The organism is Flagellimonas abyssi (assembly GCF_019457905.1).
Taxonomy (GTDB): Bacteria; Bacteroidota; Bacteroidia; order Flavobacteriales; family Flavobacteriaceae; genus Flagellimonas; species Flagellimonas abyssi.
This window is the reverse complement of record NZ_JAHZSV010000005.1, coordinates 68001-89478: the sequence shown is the minus strand read 5'-3', so window position 1 is coordinate 89478 and position 21478 is coordinate 68001. Positions and strand designations below refer to the sequence as shown.

Annotated in this window: 18 protein-coding genes; 14 read left to right on the top strand and 4 right to left on the bottom strand. The window is 42.4% G+C overall.

From position 1 onward, the window contains the following. Positions 1-115: 115 nt before the first annotated feature. Together K1F36_RS05410 and K1F36_RS05405 are read right to left on the bottom strand one after the other, a co-directional pair. On the bottom strand, positions 116-1294 hold the full coding sequence (locus K1F36_RS05410) for a GlmU family protein (protein WP_220112889.1): 1179 nt from the start codon (positions 1292-1294) through the stop codon (positions 116-118). Between the two features lie 81 nt (positions 1295-1375). Beyond that, positions 1376-1648, bottom strand: coding sequence for a type B 50S ribosomal protein L31 (locus K1F36_RS05405; protein ID WP_176620298.1), 273 nt, complete (start codon positions 1646-1648; stop codon positions 1376-1378). Between the two features lie 160 nt (positions 1649-1808). Between K1F36_RS05405 and K1F36_RS05400 the strand changes: the two genes are divergently transcribed. The 7 genes from K1F36_RS05400 (at position 1809) to K1F36_RS05370 (ending at position 8626) form a co-directional block, all read left to right on the top strand. Beyond that, positions 1809-2330: a DUF4199 domain-containing protein gene (locus K1F36_RS05400; protein WP_220112888.1), complete on the top strand. Its 522-nt coding sequence runs from the start codon at positions 1809-1811 to the stop codon at positions 2328-2330. 42 nt (positions 2331-2372) lie between these two features. After that, complete coding sequence (locus tag K1F36_RS05395; RefSeq protein WP_220112887.1) at positions 2373-3320, top strand: glycosyltransferase family 2 protein; 948 nt, start codon at positions 2373-2375, stop codon at positions 3318-3320. Positions 3321-3377: 57 nt separating this feature from the next. Beyond that, complete coding sequence (locus tag K1F36_RS05390; RefSeq protein WP_220113078.1) at positions 3378-5084, top strand: phospho-sugar mutase; 1707 nt, start codon at positions 3378-3380, stop codon at positions 5082-5084. Positions 5085-5087: 3 nt separating this feature from the next. Beyond that, complete coding sequence (locus K1F36_RS05385; protein WP_220112886.1) at positions 5088-6914, top strand: ABC transporter ATP-binding protein; 1827 nt, start codon at positions 5088-5090, stop codon at positions 6912-6914. 166 nt (positions 6915-7080) lie between these two features. Then, positions 7081-7623, top strand: coding sequence for an RNA polymerase sigma factor (locus K1F36_RS05380; RefSeq protein WP_220112885.1), 543 nt, complete (start codon positions 7081-7083; stop codon positions 7621-7623). Between the two features lie 33 nt (positions 7624-7656). Continuing rightward, entirely contained in the window at positions 7657-8193 is a 537-nt protein-coding gene (locus K1F36_RS05375) for a hypothetical protein (RefSeq protein WP_220112884.1), read from the top strand. Then, entirely contained in the window at positions 8186-8626 is a 441-nt protein-coding gene (locus K1F36_RS05370) for a hypothetical protein (protein WP_220112883.1), read from the top strand. Before K1F36_RS05375 ends, K1F36_RS05370 begins: the two co-directional genes overlap by 8 nt. A gap of 30 nt (positions 8627-8656) precedes the next feature. Here K1F36_RS05370 and K1F36_RS05365 read toward each other — a convergent pair whose 3' ends face one another. After that, positions 8657-9688, bottom strand: coding sequence for a WD40/YVTN/BNR-like repeat-containing protein (locus K1F36_RS05365; protein ID WP_220112882.1), 1032 nt, complete (start codon positions 9686-9688; stop codon positions 8657-8659). Positions 9689-9747: 59 nt separating this feature from the next. Here K1F36_RS05365 and K1F36_RS05360 point away from each other — a divergent pair, with 59 nt between their 5' ends. The 3 genes from K1F36_RS05360 to K1F36_RS05350 all read left to right on the top strand — a co-directional run bounded on the left by K1F36_RS05360 (position 9748) and on the right by K1F36_RS05350 (position 12880). After that, positions 9748-10959, top strand: a complete 1212-nt coding sequence (locus tag K1F36_RS05360) for an RsmB/NOP family class I SAM-dependent RNA methyltransferase (RefSeq protein ID WP_220113077.1) — start codon at positions 9748-9750, stop codon at positions 10957-10959. Between the two features lie 122 nt (positions 10960-11081). Continuing rightward, a complete protein-coding gene (locus K1F36_RS05355) occupies positions 11082-11924 on the top strand; it encodes an SDR family NAD(P)-dependent oxidoreductase (protein ID WP_220112881.1) in 843 nt (280 codons plus the stop codon). A gap of 53 nt (positions 11925-11977) precedes the next feature. Then, positions 11978-12880 carry a helix-turn-helix domain-containing protein gene (locus K1F36_RS05350; protein ID WP_220112880.1) on the top strand — a complete coding sequence of 301 codons (903 nt, stop codon included), beginning with the start codon at positions 11978-11980 and terminating at the stop codon, positions 12878-12880. Between the two features lie 211 nt (positions 12881-13091). Here the strand turns inward: K1F36_RS05350 and K1F36_RS05345 are convergent, their stop codons facing one another. Then, complete coding sequence (locus K1F36_RS05345) at positions 13092-14684, bottom strand: amidohydrolase (RefSeq protein ID WP_220112879.1); 1593 nt, start codon at positions 14682-14684, stop codon at positions 13092-13094. Positions 14685-14921: 237 nt separating this feature from the next. On the opposite strand from K1F36_RS05345, the gene purL reads away from it, so the two are divergent. From purL to K1F36_RS05325, 4 genes are all read left to right on the top strand, one after another. Then, a complete protein-coding gene (gene purL, locus K1F36_RS05340) occupies positions 14922-18587 on the top strand; it encodes a phosphoribosylformylglycinamidine synthase (protein ID WP_220112878.1) in 3666 nt (1221 codons plus the stop codon). A gap of 2 nt (positions 18588-18589) precedes the next feature. Continuing rightward, positions 18590-19045 (top strand): GNAT family N-acetyltransferase, encoded by a 456-nt coding sequence (locus K1F36_RS05335; RefSeq protein WP_220112877.1) that lies wholly within the window; start codon positions 18590-18592, stop codon positions 19043-19045. Between the two features lie 90 nt (positions 19046-19135). Then, complete coding sequence (locus K1F36_RS05330; protein ID WP_220112876.1) at positions 19136-20905, top strand: AMP-dependent synthetase/ligase; 1770 nt, start codon at positions 19136-19138, stop codon at positions 20903-20905. Between the two features lie 121 nt (positions 20906-21026). After that, positions 21027-21476, top strand: a complete 450-nt coding sequence (locus K1F36_RS05325) for a MarR family winged helix-turn-helix transcriptional regulator (protein ID WP_220112875.1) — start codon at positions 21027-21029, stop codon at positions 21474-21476. The last annotated feature ends 2 nt before the right edge of the window (positions 21477-21478 follow it).

The window sequence follows — 21478 nt, the reverse complement described above, 5'->3', positions numbered from 1 at the left end:
TTAATGTTCGTACAACAATCCTACAACTCTTTTTCTCGTACCTTAAGAATCCCCATCCCCCTCCGACCAAAGTAGTATAAATCAAAAGAAAGATGATGTTGTTTCACTTACAACTTTAAAAATTCCGCCACTTTTGGGTAAACTCGAACACATGCTCTAAAATTTGGGCCTCTGTATCGTTGAATTCCATGTTGCGGCGCTTCATCATGGCATCGGCAACCTCAAATGCCTTGTTGGTTCTAAAAGTGGTATAGGTGCCCGTAGCACCGCCCCAACTAAAACTAGGGATAAAGTTTCTGGGGAATCCACTTCCGAAAATATTGGCGCTCACTCCAACCACCGTACCTGTATTGAACATGACATTAATACCACATTTACTGTGATCTCCCATCATCAGCCCACAAAATTGAAGTCCTGTTTTGGTAAAACCCTCAGTTTTGTAGTTCCAAAGTCGAACTTCGGCGTAGTTGTTTTTTAAATTAGAGGTATTGGTATCCGCCCCAATATTGCACCACTCCCCTAGCACGGAGTTGCCCAAGAAACCATCGTGACCTTTGTTGGAATTAGCGAACAGCACGGCATTGTTTACCTCACCTCCGAGCTTGCACCCCGGTCCGGCAGTAACCGCACCGTATATTTTGGCTCCCATTTTTAAAATAGCGTTTTCGCAGAGGGCCAATCCACCCCGTACCATACAACCTTCCATCATCAAAGCGTTTTTACCTATGTAAATGGGACCCGTAGAGGCATTTAAAATACAAAATTCCACTGTGGCTCCTTCCTCGATAAAAATATTATCAGGGCTCTTTACTTGATTCGTATCGGGTATGGGTTGACTTTTTCTTCCTTTTGTAATCAAATCAAAATCAGCCTGAAGGGCCGCTGCATTATTGGAAAAGATATCCCAGGTATTTTTTATGGTCAACACCTCTTCATCAAAAGGAATAGCAGTGTATGCCGATTCTTCAAAACCTGTTTCCAGATTTTCAGTTACGTAAGCGATATAGCCCTCTTCGCCTATCAAAGCTTCACCCAACCTTAAAGTCTTGATGGCCTCTACCAAACTTGTATTGGGCAGATAACTACCATTGATCACAGTGTTTTCAGCAGTAGCCGTCAAAGGGTACTTTTTCGAAAGATATTCTTCCGTTTGGTGGCTCATAGGTGCATTCAACCATTTTTCCCATTTTTCGCTAATGGTCAAAATCCCCACCCTGATCTCCGATACTGGACGGGTAAATGTAAATGGGAACAGGTCTTCGCGGTGATTGCCGTCGGAAAGGATATAGTTCATAGCTTAGCTTTGAATACCAAAAATAAAAAACGCCCCCGAAAAGCATCGAGAGCGTCCATATATTTCGTTAAAAAGTACGACCTACTCGGCCTCCTTCGTATCTTCTTTCTTGAACTTCTTGTATTTGTTCTTGAACTTGTCAATTCTACCAGCGGTATCGACCAATTTAGTCTTACCGGTATAGTAAGGGTGAGAAGTTCTTGAAATTTCCAATTTTACCAAAGGGTATTCAACACCATCAACCTCGATGGTCTCTTTTGCTTCGGCAGTGGACTTGGTAAGGAACACATCATCGTTGGACATGTCTTTAAAAGCAACCAATCTATAGTTTTCTGGGTGTATATCTTTTCTCATCGTCTTAAATGCTTAATCTCAGAATTTTCAGGGTGCAAATTTAATGATTTCTTTGAGACCTCCAACTTAAAATCACTAAAAAAATAAAGTTAAATTTATATGTAACAAAAATAAGCAATCTATAACTAACCTTCTATAAGCAACACTAATTTTAAAAATCATGGAAGAACAACAACCAAAAACTGGAAAATTTGCACTGAACTACGGACTATTGTTAGGTCTCATTTCCGTGGTGTTCGGCGTAATGCTCTACACTCAAAAAATGCACTACGAGACTAGTACGTCGGTAGTGGTGATTTCGATTGTCATCTTAGCAGCTATTATTTTTGTCGCCGTCAATGCCTTTAAAAAAGCAAACGGTGGGTATTTGACAATTTCGGAAGCTTTAAAAGTGGGCGTGGGAGTTGCCCTGGTAGGCGCCATAATTACTTTGCTCTATCAATTTGTACTCACCAACTTTATAGAGCCTGACTTTATGGACAAGGCCATGGAACTTGCCAAACCAAAGGCTATGGCACAAAACCCGAATATGACCGAGGAGCAATGGGAACAAGGCGTGGAAATGCAAAAAAGTTTTGCCTGGATCCAATATCCCGTTATTTTGATCATGAACACGGTACTGGGTCTGATTTTAGGTCTAATTACCGGTTTGATTTTGAAAAAGTCCAAAGCGGAATACTAAAACAAAAAATGCTACTTTTGGAGGGAATTCCAGAATCAGACAATGCAGATTTCCATTGTAATTCCTTTACTCAACGAGCAAGAATCGCTTAAAGAACTACATGATTGGATTGTACAGGTAATGCAATCCAATCATTTCTCTTATGAAATCATCCTTATTGATGATGGCAGCACCGATGCCTCTTGGGAAACCATTTTGGAGCTATCCAATATCAACAAAAACGTAAAAGCCATCCGTTTCCTCAAGAACTATGGAAAATCGCAAGCGCTCCACGCCGGCTTTAAAACTGCCGAAGGTGAGGTAGTAATTACTATGGATGCCGACCTACAGGACAATCCCGAAGAGATTCCCGAACTGTATCGAATGATCGCCCAAGAAAGGTACCACGTAGTATCAGGCTGGAAAAAGAAACGCTACGATTCCGTCATCACCAAAAATATACCGTCGAAACTCTTCAATTGGGCCGCTCGGAAAACATCCGGAGTAAAATTGCACGACTTTAATTGCGGTCTAAAGGCTTTTGACAACAAAGTAGTAAAGACCATCGAGGTTTCGGGCGAAATGCACCGATACATTCCCGTTTTGGCCAAAAACGCAGGTTTCTCCAATATTTCGGAAAAAGTGGTACAGCACCAAGCCAGAAAGTACGGCTCCACCAAATTCGGAGCGGAGCGTTTCATCAACGGATTTTTGGACCTGATCACCATTTGGTTTGTATCCAAATTCGGCCGAAGGCCCATGCACCTCTTTGGCGCTTGGGGTGTTCTTATGTTTATGGTAGGATTCGGATTCGCCCTTTATTTAGGTTTGGACAAGCTCTTTTTAAACCCTTTGGGTCGCTTGATAACCCAACGTCCCCAATTCTATATTTCATTGACTGCAATGATTATCGGAACCCAATTGTTCTTGGCGGGTTTTCTTGGAGAAATCATGGTGCGTTCCCGAAAAAATGACACCCGATACAATATCTCCGACAAAATTAACCTTTGAGCACCAACAAACCTTTTAAAGTTTGTATTTTTAAGCATCTAAACAATGATAAACACTATGGATTCCATTACCAAAACAGCGCAATCTTGGTTGACTGATTTTTTTGATGAAGACACCAGAAAGGAAATCAAGCATTTGATAGACAATGACCCCGAAGAACTTAAAGAACGTTTTTATAAGGATTTGGAGTTCGGTACCGGTGGCATGCGCGGTGTTATGGGCGTTGGAACCAATAGAATCAATAAGTACACCTTGGGCAAGAACACCCAAGGACTCAGTAATTACCTTAAAAAATCGTACACCGACGACGATATCAGAGTTGTGATTGCCTATGATTGCAGACATAATTCCAAAACCTTGGCCAAAACGGTAGCGGATGTTTTCTCTGCAAATGGGATAAGGGTTCACCTATTTTCTGATTTAAGAACAACTCCGGAACTTTCTTTTGCCGTAAAACACATCGGTTGCCATGCAGGAATTGTCTTGACTGCATCCCATAATCCCCCAGAATACAATGGATACAAAGTATACTGGGCCGATGGTGGGCAGATTGTGCCTCCTCAGGATGGCGAAATCATCGCAGAAATCAACTCCCTTTCTTTTGAGGATATCAAATTTGATAAGAATGAGAGCCTGATACACATTATTGATAGTGAAGTGGATGAAGCCTTTTTTGAAGCATCGGTAAAAAATGGAAGTTTCGATGCTAAGGGAAAAGATGATTTTAAAATTGTATTCACCTCACTACACGGAACTTCCATTACCGCAATCCCTGAAGTTTTGAAGAGAGCCGGTTACAAAAATGTGACCATCATAGAGGAGCAAGCAGAGCCCAATGGTGATTTCCCAACAGTGGAATCCCCCAACCCGGAAGAGCCCGAAGCATTGTCCATCGCCATTGCCAAAGCAGAGGAAATCGGGGCCGATATGGTAGTGGGTACCGACCCCGATAGTGATCGTTTAGGTATTGCAGTTCGCAATCTAGATGGCAAAATAGAACTCCTGAACGGTAACCAGACCATGGTTCTCATGACCAAGTTTCTTTTGGACCAATACAAGGAAAAAGGATTCAAGGGCAACGAGTTTATTGCCACAACCATTGTTTCCACACCCATGATGCAACAAATGGCAAAATCATACGGCGTGGAGTTCAAAACAGCATTGACAGGCTTTAAATGGATAGGTAAAATGATCAAGGATTTCCCAAACTCACAATTTATTGGAGGTGGGGAAGAAAGCTTTGGATATATGGTCGGTGATTTTGTCCGCGATAAGGATGCGGTCACCTCTACCCTATTGGCCTGTGAAATTGCCGCTAACGCCAAGGCCAATGGCAGTTCTTTTTATAAAGATTTGATCGATGCCTACGTGGAATTCGGTTTTTACAAGGAAAAATTGATATCCCTCACCAAAAAAGGGATGAGCGGAGCAGAGGAAATCAAACAAATGCTGAAGGACTTCAAAGAAAATCCTGTTGAGACCGTGCAAGGCTCCAAATTACTGTACATTGAAGATTACAATACCTCTACCGTTAAAAATGTACAGACCGGCGAAGAGTTTACGCTGCATCTACCAAAATCCAACGTTTTGATCTACGAAACAGAAGATGGCACCCGAATAGCGGCAAGACCCAGTGGAACAGAACCCAAAGTAAAGTTCTACATCAGTACAAATGCAAAATTGGACAAGGCAGCGGATTATAAATCCGTAAATTCGCAGTTGGAAACCAAAATAGAAGGTATCCTGTCCGAGCTGAATTTATAGTGAATGAACTACTTTAAAAAGATTCTCCGGTTTGCGAAACCATATCGCAGATACGGTATTCTGAATATTTTCTTCAATATTCTATATGCATTGTTCAGTGCGCTGTCCTATGCTGCATTAATTCCAATGCTCAACGTTCTTTTTGATAAGACCAAGCAAATCAACGAGCCGCCAACCTATGAAGGCATTGGTAAGCTCAAAGATTATTTTGAGGGGTATATGAACTATCAAGTGACCCAATTCTCTGGTGAAGACCCCATGAAAGGGCTTTTGTTGGCGGTAGGCCTCATCTTATTTTTGTTCCTCTTCAAGAACATCTTCAATTATATGGCAATGTACTTCATCACGTTTTTGCGTAATGGCGTGCTCAAGGATATTCGCAACAAGATGTACCAGAAAATCGTGGATCTCCCTATCTCCTATTTTTCAGAAAAAAAGAAAGGTGATGTTATTGCAAGGATTACGTCAGATGTTCTGGAAATACAGCACTCTTTCCTTTCCATTCTAGAGTTGATAGTTCGCGAGCCTTTGACCATTCTGTTCACGATTATTGTCATGTTCATCATCAGTGTGAAACTCACCATTTTTGTGTTCATTTTTATTCCTATTGCAGGAATGATCATTTCACGCATTGGGAAATCTTTAAAGAAAAAATCCGACCGGGTACAAAAAGAACAAGGCGAATTTCTGTCAATAGTTGAAGAAACTTTGGGTGGACTTCGTGTCATCAAAGCCTTTAATGCAGAATCTAAATTCTACGGTACCTTTAAGAATTCTACATCTCGCTTTTTTAGGTTTTCAAATTCACTTTTGAACCGTCAAAACCTATCATCACCAACAAGCGAATTCCTTGGAATCGTGGTATTCGGTGTACTGCTATGGTTTGGCGGAAGAATGGTACTTTTAGAGGGATCCTTGGATGCTGCCTCATTTATTTCTTATATGGGATTGGCCTTCAATATTTTAACGCCTGCCAAGGCCATCAGTAAAGCATCTTATGCCGTTAAAAAAGGGAATTCCGCTGCTGAGCGGGTTCTGGAGATACTCGAATCTGAAAATCCGATCAGGGATGTTGATGGCGCTAAGGAAAAAACGAATTTCAACTCCGGTGTAGAGCTCAAAAACATATCCTTCAAATACGAAAATGATTATGTCCTGAAAGACTTTAACCTAAAGGTTGACAAGGGCAAAACAGTGGCATTGGTCGGTCAGTCCGGTAGTGGAAAAAGTACCGTGGCAAATTTGGTAACGCGTTTTTACGACGTTAACAAAGGTGAGATTTTGATAGATGGAACCAACATTAAAAACATCACGAAGAAATCACTACGTGGACTCATGGGATTGGTCACTCAGGATTCTATTCTATTCAACGATTCGGTAAAAAACAACATAGCGCTTGGAAAGGAAAATGCTTCGATGGACGAAATTATGGAGGCTGCCAAAGTAGCCAACGCACACGATTTTATAATGGATTTGCCCAAATGCTACGAAACCAACATTGGCGATAGCGGGAATAAATTGAGTGGAGGTCAAAAACAACGCCTTTCCATTGCTAGGGCGGTGCTCAAGAATCCTCCGATAATGATTTTGGATGAGGCCACTTCTGCCCTCGACACTGAAAGCGAGAGATTGGTACAGGACGCGCTGGAGAATATGATGAAGAACAGGACTTCCATTGTAATTGCACACCGTTTGTCCACCATCCAAAACGCTGATTCCATTGTGGTAATGAGCAAGGGAGAAATCGTGGAACAGGGCACCCACGAAGAGCTGATGAAATCTGCGAAGAGCTATAAAAAGCTAGTGGAGATGCAGTCTTTTTCTTCGTAGGTGGTGTTGGCTTACTGCTTACTGCTTACTGCTTACTGCTTACTGCTTACTGCTTACTGCTTACTGCTTACTGCTTACTGCTTACTGCTTACTGCTTACTGCTTACTGCTTACTAAAATTAAACCTTTTCCCATTACCTTAGTCAAAGCATCAAACAACAAGAACATTGATTGCTGAGGAAACTTTAGTCCAAGAACTACAAAAAGAAGAAAGTCGAGCAAAAGCATTTGAAGTGTTGGTGAACACTTATAAAGAACGTTTGTATTGGCATATTCGTAGAATTGTGCTTGATCACGATGACACGGACGATGTGCTTCAGAATACTTTTATCAAAGTCTACAGGAATATCGAAAAATTCAAAGGAGATAGTAAGCTATATTCTTGGATGTACCGTATTGCCACCAACGAATCGTTGACGTTTTTAAAACAGAAATCAAAAAAATTGGGGTTGAGCGACCAAGAACTAAAAGAGCGGATGGTAGAGAACCTTCAAGCCGATGTCTATTTTGAAGGGGACGAGATTCAACTCAAATTACAAAAGGCCCTGGCTACGCTTCCGGACAAACAAAAGTTAGTGTTCACCATGAAGTATTTTCAGGAAATGAAGTACAAGGATATTTCCGAAGCTCTGGAAACTTCGGAAGGTGCCTTAAAAGCATCGTACCACTTGGCGGTAAAAAAAATCGAAACCTACCTCAAAGAAAATTAAACCTTTGGCTAGTTTAGAAGTCATACCACAGTAATGAAAAAGGATAAAAAAAATACATTTAATACCCCGGAAGGCTACTTTGAGAACTTCAATGACCGTCTCATGGACAAAATCAAAGCGGAAGAAGCTCATGAAAATGACGGTATTATTCCAAAAACTGATGGTTTTACCCTTCCTGATGGCTATTTTGATAAAGTTGAATCCAATATACTTTCCAAAACTTCGGAAAAAGAAACAAAGATTGTTCCTCTGGGAACAAATCGATACCTGCTGTATACAGGTGTTGCTGCAATAGCCGCCATCTTTATATTGATTTTTAGTATCACCGGAAACCCTACCTCCGACCCCATCACGTTTGATGATTTGGCCAATGCAGAGATAGAAGCTTATTTGGAGAATACCGAATTAGAAATGACCTCTTACGAAATTGCCGAAGTAGTTTCTTTGGAAGAAGTTGAACTGAACGATATTTTGGTTGATGACTTAGAAGAATCCATCATTATGGAATATTTGGACGAGAATGTGGATGACATTGAAGAATTAAATTTAGAAGACCTTGATTATGAATAAGAAAGCACTTGTACTCTATATCTTATTGTTCGGGACCTTTTTGGCTCATGCCCAAGGACCTGTTCGAGACCGCATTAAGACCCTTAAAGTGGCCTTTATTACAGAGCAAGTGGGTTTAACCTCGAAGGAAGCCCAAGAATTTTGGCCCATCTATAACGACCATGAAGAAATCATGGAAGATATCCGTAGAAAGGAGCGTGCAGAGCTGCGTAACAATATTGCCCATGCACAAGAACTCTCCACTAACGAATCTGAAAAATTATTGGATAACCTCATCGCCCTACAATTCAATAAACAAAAGGCGGAACAAGAATTTTTATCCAAACTGCGAACAGTGATCCCTGCCAAGAAAGTGCTTTTGTTGGTCAAGGCCGAAGAGGATTTTAAAAGACAGATGATTCAACAGTTCCGAAAACGGCGGGGACGGGATTAGATAATCAAAAAAACAAAAAAAGTATTCTTTTTACTTGAATACCAGTTTTGCAATCCGATTGCTCCCCGCAGCAAATGCAGTGGAATCGTTAAGGAAACGAAGAGTAAAGAAAGGCTCCTCACTCAATTCTTTCCAGTTTGCCCCTCTATCCGAAGAGTAAGAGATTCCGGTAAAACCAATTGCGACCAGAGCTTCTCCGTTTGAATTTGGTACATATTGCACACAACTTTTGTAATCCGGCTCTTGACCATCGGCCATCAATTGCCACGTTCTACCACCATCGGCTGTTTTTATCTTGTTGCCCGTGTTCGATTCCGGTTTAGTGTAGTCCCCTCCAATGGCAAACCCATTCATTTCATCAAAAAAATCCATGGAATAGATGCCTTGGGTAGGTTCGTCCGAAATTATCGGGGTCTCCTGAATGTCCCAAGTAACTCCTTTATCCGCAGAAAAATAAATTCTTCCCTCCGTGGTACCTATCCAAACTTTATTTCCCTGTACGGCAATATTGCTGTTGCTTGCCGCGAAGGCACCTTCACCTTCAATGCCATCAGGTAATTCCGAACAAGCCAACTTGGTCCAACTGGCACCTCCATCCCTTGTGATAATTATGGAAAGACAACCATTGACCGTATCGCCCACTGCAATACCTTCGGTATCGTTCCAAAAAGCAAGGCTGTCATAAAAGACACCCTCACCCTCTTCGGTATAGACCAATTCCATCTGGCCCTTATCACCTGTTTTGTACAACAATGCCGGGCTTTCAATGGAAAGCATAAAAAAATCTTCGGAAGTTCCGCCGACGGCCCTAAAACTTGGTGTGATGGAATCATAATATTGAGTGCTGGCCCTTACCTTATTGGAACTTACATCTACCGTACCGTACATCCCATTGCTACCTGCAAACGCTAATGTTCTACCATCCAAAAATGTAATCGCACGAATACTAACCGAATCCTGAAAAACAGGAGTCATTTCCACGGATTGAAAAGGTTGTTTTTTGGCTTCTTCGGTACAAGAAAACAAAACTAGAACGGCAAAAAGAGATAGGATTGACCTCATTATATTTATTTTCTTCAAAAGTAAGGAGAAATCATACCTTTGCAACCTTATTTTATATGATGCGTTTACATAGAAACTTGGTATTTGCCGTGATTGATGCCCTTCACATGATTTTCAACGAAGGGGAATATGCCGATAAGGTGATAGAAAAAGTATTGCGCTACGATAAGCGTTGGGGCTCCCGGGATCGTGGCTTTATCGCCGAGACCACTTATGATATTGTTCGATGGAAACGCCTATATTCAGAAATCTCAGAAATACACGAACCCTACAGCAGGGAACATTTGTTCCGTTTGTTCGGAGTTTGGTGCGTTCTTAGAGGTATTCGCATTCCGGATTGGAAACAATTGGAAGGCACACCAGAACGCCGCATTAAAGGTAGGTTCGATGAACTTTCCAAAATTCGAAAAATTCGGGAATCCGTGCCGGATTGGATGGATGAACTCGGTGAAAAATCTTTAGGAACAGAACTTTGGACCAAAGAAATCGCGGCCCAAAACAAACAGGCCGATGTCATCCTACGAACCAACACGCTCAAAGTTCCCAAACCGCAATTGAAGTCATTTTTGGCAAAGGAAGATATCGCTACAGAATTTATCGAGGGCTACCCTGATGCCCTGAAACTTGTGGAACGTCAAAATGTATTTGTAACCCAAGCCTTTAAAGATGGATTGTTCGAAGTTCAGGATGCCTCTTCACAATTGGTCGCCCCATTTTTGGAAGTAGAACCTGGTCAACGCGTGGTGGATGCTTGTGCAGGTGCGGGTGGAAAGTCCCTTCACTTGGCTTCACAAATGCAGAACAAAGGGCAATTGATCGCTTTGGATATTTATGAAAGTAAGCTCAAAAAACTTAAAAAGAGAGCAAGACGCAATGGGGTCCACAATGTGGAAACCCGTGTTATCGATTCCAATAAAGTCATCAAAAAGCTTCACAATAGTGCCGATAGGGTTCTGCTCGATGCTCCATGTTCTGGTTTGGGGGTAATCAAGCGAAATCCTGATTCAAAATGGAAATTGGAGCCTGAATTTGTGGACCGTATCATGGGAGTCCAGCAAGATATCCTTCAGAATTATAGTAAAATGGTCAAAAAAGGCGGGCAAATGGTCTACGCCACCTGCTCCATTCTACCACAAGAAAATTCAGAACAGGTTAAAACTTTCTTGGCATCCGAGAATGGAAAGGAGTTTGAATTTGTCAAGGAAAGAAATGTTTTTGCCTCTGAAACAGGGTTTGACGGCTTCTATATGGCGCTACTAAAAAGGAAATAAAAGTTTACTTTTTATATCCCAACCAGATTTAGACTACAACAATCATAGATTAGGCTACATACCTTCCCTCTACTAAGGGCAACTTTGCTGTGTCAATTCATAACAACAAAAATTCTAAGAAAATGGACACAAAAAAAGTATGGTTGGTCACTGGTGCATCAAAAGGGCTAGGACTTGTTTTGGTGAAAACATTATTAGACCAAGGCTATTCGGTTGCAGCTACCTCTAGAAGTCTAGCTAATCTTAGCGAAGCTGTCGGCAGTTCACCAAAGTTCCTGCCCATTCAAATGGACCTTATGAACGAGGAAAGTGTGGAAAATGGTATTTCCAAAGCAATTGAAACTTTTGGTCGACTTGATGTCATTGTAAACAATGCAGGCTATGGACAGAATGGAACACTGGAAGAAATTTCAGATGAGGAGGCACGACAAAATTTCGATGTAAATGTATTTGGCCTTTTAAATGTTATCCGCAAATCCATGCCACAACTCAGGTCTCAACAATCAGGACATATTTTCAATATTGCATCCGTTGCAGGAATCGTCGGAAATTTTCCTGGTTTCGGAATCTATTGCGCGACCAAATTTGCAGTTGTAGGTCTTACGGAAGCTTTATCGGTGGAGGCAAGCCCTTTCGGAATCAAAACAACCTTGGTATATCCCGGTTATTTTAGAACTCAATTTCTATCTGACGATTCATTAAAACTAGCTCGTAACCGTATGGACGTTTATGCCCAAGCTCGTGAATCTGAGCGTATGCACAAAGAAGATATTGCCGGAAACCAACTTGGAGACCCCAAAAAAGCTGCGGAAGCACTTATAACCATGGCAGAAAGTGAAGAACCAGCTTTACACTTGTTTTTGGGGAGCGATGCTTATGGCATGGCAAATGAAAAGTTGAAAACCTTGGCAGACGCACTGGAAGCCAATAAAGAGTTGAGCTATTCTACCGATTTTAAAAACTAGTTTGTAATTTAAAACGGGCAAGGTCCTGCCTTGCCCTTCAATTAGCATTGAAGATGAATACATTTCAAACCTTGAGCGAGTTCCATAAGTTTTGTGCACTTCCAAATCCAGAGCATCCTCTGATTAGCCTAATAGACTATGGACAGGTTAATTATCAAACCATAGAAAGTCAAATTACATGGATGCAAAGCTTTTACAGCATTGGTTTAAAACGCGACATCCAGGCCAAAGTGAGATACGGTCAGCAGGAGTTTGATTTTGATGAGGGACTGCTATCCTTTATAGCTCCAAGGCAGGTTCTCCAGTTTGAAATGTTACCTACGGAGAAAAAACCTTCAGGTTGGCTATTGTTGATTCACCCCGATTTTTTGTGGAACACCCCCTTGGCCAAGACCATAAAAAACTATGAATTTTTCGGATATGCCATAAACGAGGCCTTATTTCTATCGGATAAAGAAGAACGGACCATTACCGAAATCCTACTCAATATTCAACACGAGTATAAGTCCAATATGGACAAATTCAGTCAAAACATTATTATAGCACAAATAGAACTATTGCTCAATTATGCCGAACGGTACTATCAAAGACAATTTCTTACCAGAAAAATCAATAACCACGAGATTTTGGTTCGGTTGGAGCATCTTCTCGACAGCTATTTCAACGGAGAAGAAGCCATCAATAAAGGAATTCCGTCCGTCCAATTTATAGCCGACAGCCTACATGTTTCTTCAAGTTACCTAAGTAGCTTACTAAAAGTGCTAACAGGCCTGAGTACCCAACAGCACATACACGAAAAACTTATTGAGATAGCTAAAGAGAAATTATCCACCACACAACTTTCTATAGGTGAGATAGCCCATACTTTAGGGTTTGAGCATTCACAATCCTTCAGCAAACTTTTCAAGACAAAGACCAACCTATCCCCTATGGCTTTCAGGGCTTCGTTCAATTAATTGCCCCAAAATGGATGCTGTTCGAGAAATTTGTACAATTTGTATTGAACTCCTTTCGCAGGAATGAGCTCAATCAATGACTCTAAACCGTCATTATAGTAAGAGTGCAAAGACTAAGATTGTATTTTGTCCCATTTGCTGGATTTGTCACATCGAGCACAGTCGAGATGTTTTTAGGTTCTCGACCCCGCTCGAACTGACAAAGAATTAATTATTGTTTCACCGTAGGATATTCCACACCCAACTGCTCCAAATAGCTATCGTATTTGGTTTCATCGTAGTAGAACTCCTCCAAAGCGGGTCGGAACATATCTTGCTTGTCCTTGTTTAAGAACGTAGGCGGCATATCATCCGCAGAGATCATAGGCTCGTATTTGGTTTCCTTTGTCTGCTCATTGTTGAAATAATCCCATGCTTGGGTCAACAACTCTGGCTTCAACAAGAAATCCATAATGGTCATTGCTTCTGCCTTAGCTCCGGCCGTAACTCCTTTGTGGGCAATAGGTGTTGCCATCGCAATCGCATTGGCCCAATGATGCCCAGGCAATCCGGGAATGTTGGAAGGAAAACGCATGGTAACCGTAGGCACCTTCCAAGAAATGTCACCGATATCATCCGAACCACCGCTAACAGGCTCCAAAACCGGTAATCCTATTTCAGATAGCTTGGTGGGCAATCCTTCGATTTTTTTAGATGCTACTTCGGTCTGTACCGCTTTGGCCAATTTTTGGTCTGCTTCCGTCCATTCAGGAAGTCCAACTTCCTTTATGTTTTCATACATGGTCTCGGCAATGACTTTATTGTAGTGTCTCGGCCATGCAGTTCCCAATACGCGTGATGTCATGGTAGTGCCTGTCATCATGGCCGCACCCTTGGCAATATCGTTCGCCTCGGCATACATTTCCATGATTCCCTCATAGGTAATATCTCTAAAATAATACCAAATAGCCGCCTTGGAAGGAACCACATTGGGCTGGTCTCCCGAATCCGTGAAAATGGAGTGGGAACGCTTTAATGGATGCAAATGCTCCCTTTTATAGTTCCAACCTACATTCATAAGTTCAGCAGCGTCCAGAGCACTTCTACCTCTCCATGGGGCTCCTGCGGAATGCGCGGCTTCACCTTCGAACATATATTCCACAGAAATCAGCCCAGTTCCGCGGGTAGGGCCCCAAGATACACTCAGATTACTGCTCACGTGGGTAAAAATGCACATATCAATATCATCAAAAAGCCCGTCCCGAACGTACCAAGCTTTTGCTGCGACCAACTCTTCGGCAATTCCGGGCCAAAGAATCAAAGTGCCTCCAATGCCTTCCTTTTCCATTACTTCCTTAACCGCCAAGGCCGAGGTAATGTTCAATGGAATACCGGCGTTGTGTCCCTCACCGTGACCAGGTGCCCCTTCCACCAAAGGTTTATGGTAGGCCACTCCAGGGGTTTGTGATGCTTTCGGTATACAATCCACATCGCTTCCCAGGGCAATTACAGGTCCTTCCCCATTGCTCCAGGTCGCAAACCATGCGGTCGGGATATTGGAAATGGAATGCTCTATGGTAAACCCGTTTTCTTCCAGAATTCCAGTGAGGTATTTTGAGCTTTCCTCTTCTTGAAAGCCCAGTTCGGCAAAACTGAAAATTTTATCCACCATTACCTGCGTCTGCTTTTTATTGGCTTCCACTAGGGCTTCAACTTCGGCCTTAAATTTTTTGATTTGACTTTTGGAGTACTTTTTCTGTGCTGATGATGTGACTACACCCGCGAACAGCATCATCCCGACGAACAGGATTTTGGTTGTTTTCATAAGGTTGGTTTTGAGTTAGCTATTATTCTTCTAATATAAGGAAAACTACCTCAATGAGTTCAGTCGGAAAGCCTCTATATATATACTTTTGGGGATTTGATAAAAATCTACATCTGATTTTTTCAACCATTTAAGCTATCAACATGGGTTAGTTAACAAAACACCATTGCGGTAGGATAAATTAAGCAGCAAAATCGTATTTTTGCACTTTCTTAAACCGTTCAACGCACAAATTGTATGATCCATTTTTTTGGGGACAAGGCTACCAAGGTTTTTGCCGTCCAAACCACTCAGGAAATCGCTCAGGAAGATAGTAACAAACTGACTTGGTTGTTTGGCGACCAACCTAAGATTGAAGCGGCGTCTCTCGACGCCTTTTTTGTTGGGCCACGGGCCGCAATGATTACTCCTTGGAGTACAAACGCCACTGAAATCACCCAAAACATGGGCATCACGGGAATTATCCGAATTGAGGAGTTCCACGCTGTTTCAGAGGATTTCACTGATTTTGACCCCATGCTTTCCCAAAAATACACCTCTTTGGGCCAGGATATTTTCACTATTGATATTGTTCCAGAATCCATCAAGGAGATTGATGATATTGCTTCTTACAACGAAAAAGAAGGATTGGCCTTGAGCGATGAAGAAGTCGCCTATCTGGAAGGCCTTGCCACTAAGTTGGGACGAAAGTTGACGGATTCCGAAGTGTTTGGGTTCAGTCAAGTGAATTCTGAACACTGCAGGCATAAAATTTTCAATGGCACTTTTGTGATTGATGGAGAAGAAAAGCCCTCTTCCCTATTCAAATTGATAAAAAAGACCTCCGAAGCACATCCAAACGATATTGTTTCGGCCTATAAAGATAATGTGGCCTTCATTAAAGGGCCAAAAGCAATACAGTTTGCACCAAAAAGTGCCGATAAGCCTGATTTTTACGAAGAAAAAGAATTTGATTCAGTCCTTTCGCTAAAAGCGGAGACCCATAACTTCCCAACCACTGTCGAGCCCTTTAATGGAGCCGCAACGGGTTCTGGAGGTGAGATTAGGGACCGTTTGGCTGGTGGAAAAGGTTCGTTGCCATTAGCAGGAACCGCTGTTTACATGACATCCTATTCCCGTTTGGAAGAGAATCGTCCATGGGAAAAAGGAATGGAGGAAAGAGATTGGTTGTATCAAACCCCAATGGACATCTTGATTAAAGCATCCAATGGAGCGTCCGACTTCGGAAACAAATTCGGTCAACCCTTGATTGCTGGTTCTGTTTTGACGTTTGAGCATCAGGAAGAGGCCAGAAAATTAGGCTTCGACAAAGTAATTATGATGGCAGGAGGTATCGGATATGGTAAAACCGACCAAGCTTTAAAAGATACACCGAGCAAAGGAAACAGAATAGTTGTTCTTGGTGGTGACAACTACCGTATCGGGATGGGGGGAGCCGCCGTATCTAGTGCAGATACGGGGGAATTCAGCTCTGCCATTGAGTTGAACGCCGTGCAACGTTCCAACCCAGAAATGCAAAAACGAGCTTCGAACGCCGTTCGCGGATTGTTCGAAAGTCATGATAACCCCATTGTTTCCATTCATGATCACGGAGCTGGCGGACACTTGAATTGTCTGTCCGAATTGGTCGAGGAAACTGGAGGCACCATTGATACCGACAAATTGCCCGTTGGCGACCCTACGCTTTCCAAAAAGGAATTGATCGGGAACGAGTCCCAAGAACGTATGGGATTGGTAATCGGTGAGAAAGATTTAGATCTATTGGAAAGGGTCTCGGCTCGTGAACGTTCTCCCATGTACAACGTGGGTGAAGTTACTGGCGACCACACCTTTAAATTTACTTCTGGTGAAACTGGTGAAACACCTATGAACCTGGAACTTTCCGATATGTTCGGAAGCTCTCCGAAAACCATAATGGCCGATAAAACGGCACAGAAAAAATATCCGGCACTCTCCTACTCCTTGGAACACTTCCACGACTATTTGGAGCAAGTACTTCAATTGGAGGCGGTAGCCAGCAAAGATTGGTTGACCAATAAAGTGGACCGATGTGTTGGCGGACGTGTTGCAAAACAACAGTGTGCCGGCCCATTACAGTTGCCGTTGAACAACTGTGGTGTAATGGCTCTTGATTTTAAAGGAAAAGAAGGAATCGCCACCACCATTGGCCACTCCCCCATCTCGGCCTTGATAGACCCCGTGGCAGGAAGCAGGAACAGCGTAGCGGAATCCTTGACCAATATCGTTTGGGCACCATTAAAAGATGGACTAAAATCCGTATCGCTTTCCGCCAACTGGATGTGGCCCTGTAGAAACGAAGGCGAGGATGCTCGTTTGTATTCGGCCGTAGAATCTTTGTCGGAGTTTGTAATAGATTTGGGCATTAATGTGCCCACTGGAAAGGATTCGCTTTCCATGAAGCAAAAATACAAGGATGGTGATGTCCTGTCTCCCGGAACGGTAATTGTTTCGGCCGCGGGCAACTGTAGCAACATCAACCAAGTGGTAGAGCCTATTTTGCAGAAGGATGGTGGAGCTATCTACTACATCAATCTATCCAAGGACAGCCATAAATTGGGCGGTTCTTCCTTTGCTCAAATTTTGAACGGTATTGGTGATGAAGCCCCATCCGTTTTGGATGCTGGCTACTTTAAGACTGCTTTCGATACATTACAACAACTTATAAAAGAAAATAAAATATTGGCAGGTCACGATGTGGCTTCGGGAGGATTGATTACCACACTTTTGGAACTTTGCTTTGCCAATAATGATTTGGGTGCCAATTTAGACCTGTCCGACATCAATGAGCAAGATATCATCAAACTATTGTTCTCTGAAAATATTGGTGTTGTTTTCCAAGCCCAAGATGCCTCTGTGGAAAATGAATTGAAATCGGCGGGTGTTGAATTTGCCAAAATCGGTGTTCCATCATCAGAAAGCACTTTGAAAATCAAGAACAGGGGCATTGAAATCGGATTGAACATTGCCTCCTTACGAGATACGTGGTTTAAGACCTCCTATCTACTGGACAACAAACAAACTGCCAATGGTTTGGCCAAAAACCGATTTGATAATTACAAGAATCAGCCATTAAACTATATTTTCCCCGAAAATTTTGATGGTAAACTCCCGGTGGCTTCGACTCCGCTCAGCCCCCGACCCAAAGCCGCTATTCTTCGTGAAAAGGGAAGCAATTCCGAGCGCGAAATGGCCAATGCCATGTACTTGGCCGGCTTTGATGTGAAAGATGTCCACATGACCGACCTTATTACAGGGCGGGAAACCTTGGAAGATATTCAATTTATAGGTGCTGTGGGCGGATTCTCCAACTCAGATGTTTTGGGAAGTGCAAAAGGTTGGGCAGGAGCTTTTAAATACAACGATAAGGCCAACAAAGCCTTAAAAGATTTCTTTGCAAGACCCGATACCTTGTCCGTAGGGATTTGTAACGGATGCCAGTTGTTCATGGAATTGGACCTCATCAACCCAGAGCATGTCACCCATGGTAGAATGACCTATAATGATTCCCATAAACACGAGAGCAATTTTACCTCGGTAAAAATCCAGGAGAACAACTCTGTGATGCTTTCCGACCTAGCAGGGAGCACATTGGGTGTTTGGATAAGTCATGGTGAGGGCAAATTTAGCTTGCCACATACCGAAGATCAATATAATATCGTGGCCAAATACGGTTACCAGAGCTACCCTGCCAATCCAAATGGAAGTGATTACAACACAGCGATGCTTTGTGACAGAACAGGTAGGCACTTAGTGACCATGCCCCACATAGAGCGCTCTACCTTCCCTTGGAACTGGGCACACTATCCAAAGGATAGAACAGATACGGTATCACCATGGTTACAAGCATTTGTGAACGCAAGGGTTTGGTTGGAAAACCGTTAGAAATGATTATCAGAAAAGCGGAACGAGACGATGTACATTTCATAGTTCAAATGCTTGCCAATGATGAGTTGGGAAAGCTTCGGGAAGATTTTCAAGAACCTCTTCCTGAAAAATATTATTCGGCATTTGAGCATATTGATAATGACCCCAATCAAGAGTTGGTCGTGATTGTAAATGATAACAATCGAGTAATAGGAACATTACAACTGAGTTTTATCCAATATTTGACCTATCAAGGCGGTATTCGCGCTCAAATTGAAGCTGTACGGGTTCATGAAGATTATCGGAGCGAAGGCATTGGAAAAGAGTTGTTCCTGTGGGCCATAGAACGTTCAAAAGAAAAAGGTGCGCATGTGGTACAATTGACCACCGACAAAAAAAGACCGGATGCACTCAAGTTTTACAAATCCTTAGGATTCACAGATTCCCATGAGGGCATGAAATTGCATATTATATAAAATTACCAAAGAATTATGCTTTTTTTTGAATAACTCGTTTTAAAATACGGTTCTCTTTCCCTAATTTGCATTCGCTATACATAACTTACTATGCAAACTGTTACCCGATTATTTGATTTCCCATACTATCAACTTGAAAAATACCCCTTAGAAAAATCATTGGTCACCAAAAGTGACGGTACTTGGATAGCAACATCTACCCAAGAGTATATTGACAAGGCCAATGCCGTGAGCAGGGCTTTACTAAAAATGGGCGTTAAGCCCAACGATAAGATTGCGGTAATCTCCATGACCAACCGTACGGAGTGGAATATTGTTGATATTGGAGTTCTTCAAATTGGCGCACAAAATGTACCTATCTATCCCACCATTTCCGAGGAGGATTACGAATACATTCTGAACCACTCCGAGGCAAAACTTTGTTTTGTTTCCTGCGATGAAGTTCTGGAGAAAGTGCAGGCGATTCAATCAAAAGTAGAAAACCTGAAAGATGTATACTCTTTTGAACAGCTCAACAACTGTAAAAATTGGTCGGAACTATTGGAGTTGGGCTCAGATGCCTCCAACCAAGACCAAGTCGAAGAAATTAAAAAGAGTGTAAAACCAGATGATCTGGCCACCTTGATTTATACCTCGGGCACTACTGGGCGTCCCAAAGGGGTTATGCTCTCCCATAACAACATTGTATCCAATGTGGTGGACAGCCAAAAAAGAGTTCCTTTCGAAACTGGGGGCACAGCGTTGAGTTTTTTGCCCATTTGCCACATTTTTGAGCGCATGATCCTTTATCTCTACCAATATTGTGGCGTAGAAGTCTATTTTGCGGAAGGGCTGGATAAAATCAGTGAAAATGTAAAAGAGGTGAAGCCCAATGTAATGACCGTGGTTCCTAGGTTGTTGGAAAAAGTATACGATGCCATTATTGCCAAAGGAGCGTTGCTGACCGGCATTAAGAAGAAATTGTTCTTCTGGGCCGTGGAAGTAGGACTCAAATTTGAACCCTACGGAGCCAACGGTTGGTGGTACGAGACCAAACTCGGCATTGCCAGAAAACTCATCTTTAGTAAATGGAAAGAAGGATTGGGCGGAAATTTATCCGTAATGGTTTCCGGTAGTGCAGCCTTGCAACCCAGACTTGCCCGAGTTTTTGCCGCTGCCGAAATGCCTGTGATGGAAGGGTACGGACTTACCGAGACCTCTCCAGTGATTGCAGTGAACGACCAACGCAATAAAGGCTGGAAAATCGGTACAGTGGGTAAAATGATAGACGACGTGGAAGTAAAAATCGCGGAAGACGGGGAAATTCTTTGCAAAGGTCCAAACGTGATGATGGGCTACTATAAAAATCAGGAAAAGACCGCCGAAGTGATGACGGGTGCCTATTTCCATACAGGAGACATCGGGGAAATCGATGCGGAGGGCTTTCTGCGCATAACCGACCGTAAAAAGGAAATGTTCAAGACCTCTGGTGGAAAATATGTGGCCCCGCAATTATTGGAGAACCGGTTTAAGCAATCAAGGTTCATTGAACAGATTATGGTTATTGGTGAAGGCGAGAAAATGCCCGCTGCACTAATTCAACCCAACTTTGAATTCGTTAAGGAATGGGCAAAACGACACAATATTGATGTTGGCTCGAACGCTGAACTGGTGAAAAACGAAAAAGTAATCGCCCGCATGCAGGAAGAAGTGGATTGGGCCAACCAAGAATTCGCCAAGTGGGAAAAAGTAAAACAGTTCAGGCTCACTCCGGATGTTTGGAGCGTAGAAGCTGGCCACCTTACCCCTACCATGAAGTTAAAACGAAAGCCCGTTAAGGAAATGTACATTGATTTGTACAATGATATCTATGGATATTAACCACAACATTTTATAAAATGAATGGCCTGCGATTTGCAGGCTTTTTTTTGCCATTATTTAATCTGATTTATTATGCATGCATAATAAATTTTTATATATTTGAGAATACCAAACGAGTTCTATGAAAGATTTGACCATTGATCACGCCCTGAGGGCAACCTGGCAGGCGGTTAGCAAAATGTACAATGAGGAAGCGAAAAACTACGGGCTTACAATGGCCATTGGATTTACCTTACTGAGCATCGCCCCAAAAGGAGGTACACCAAGTACCACCCTGGGCCCCAAAATGGGAATGGAATCAACTAGTTTGTCCCGGATCTTAAAAAATATTGAGCAAAGAGGCTACATTGAGCGAAAGCGCAATCCCAAAGACGGACGTGGCGTCCTTATTTTTTTGACACCGCTGGGGCTCGAAAAAAGGGAGGAATCCAAAGAAGTGGTATTGCGTTTCAATGAAGTGGTCGAAGAGCACGTTTCCCAAGAGGATTTAACCGGTTTTTTCAGCGTCATTGACACGATTAACAAACTGATTACAGATAAAAAAATCTATACAAAAACAACTAATAATTAAAT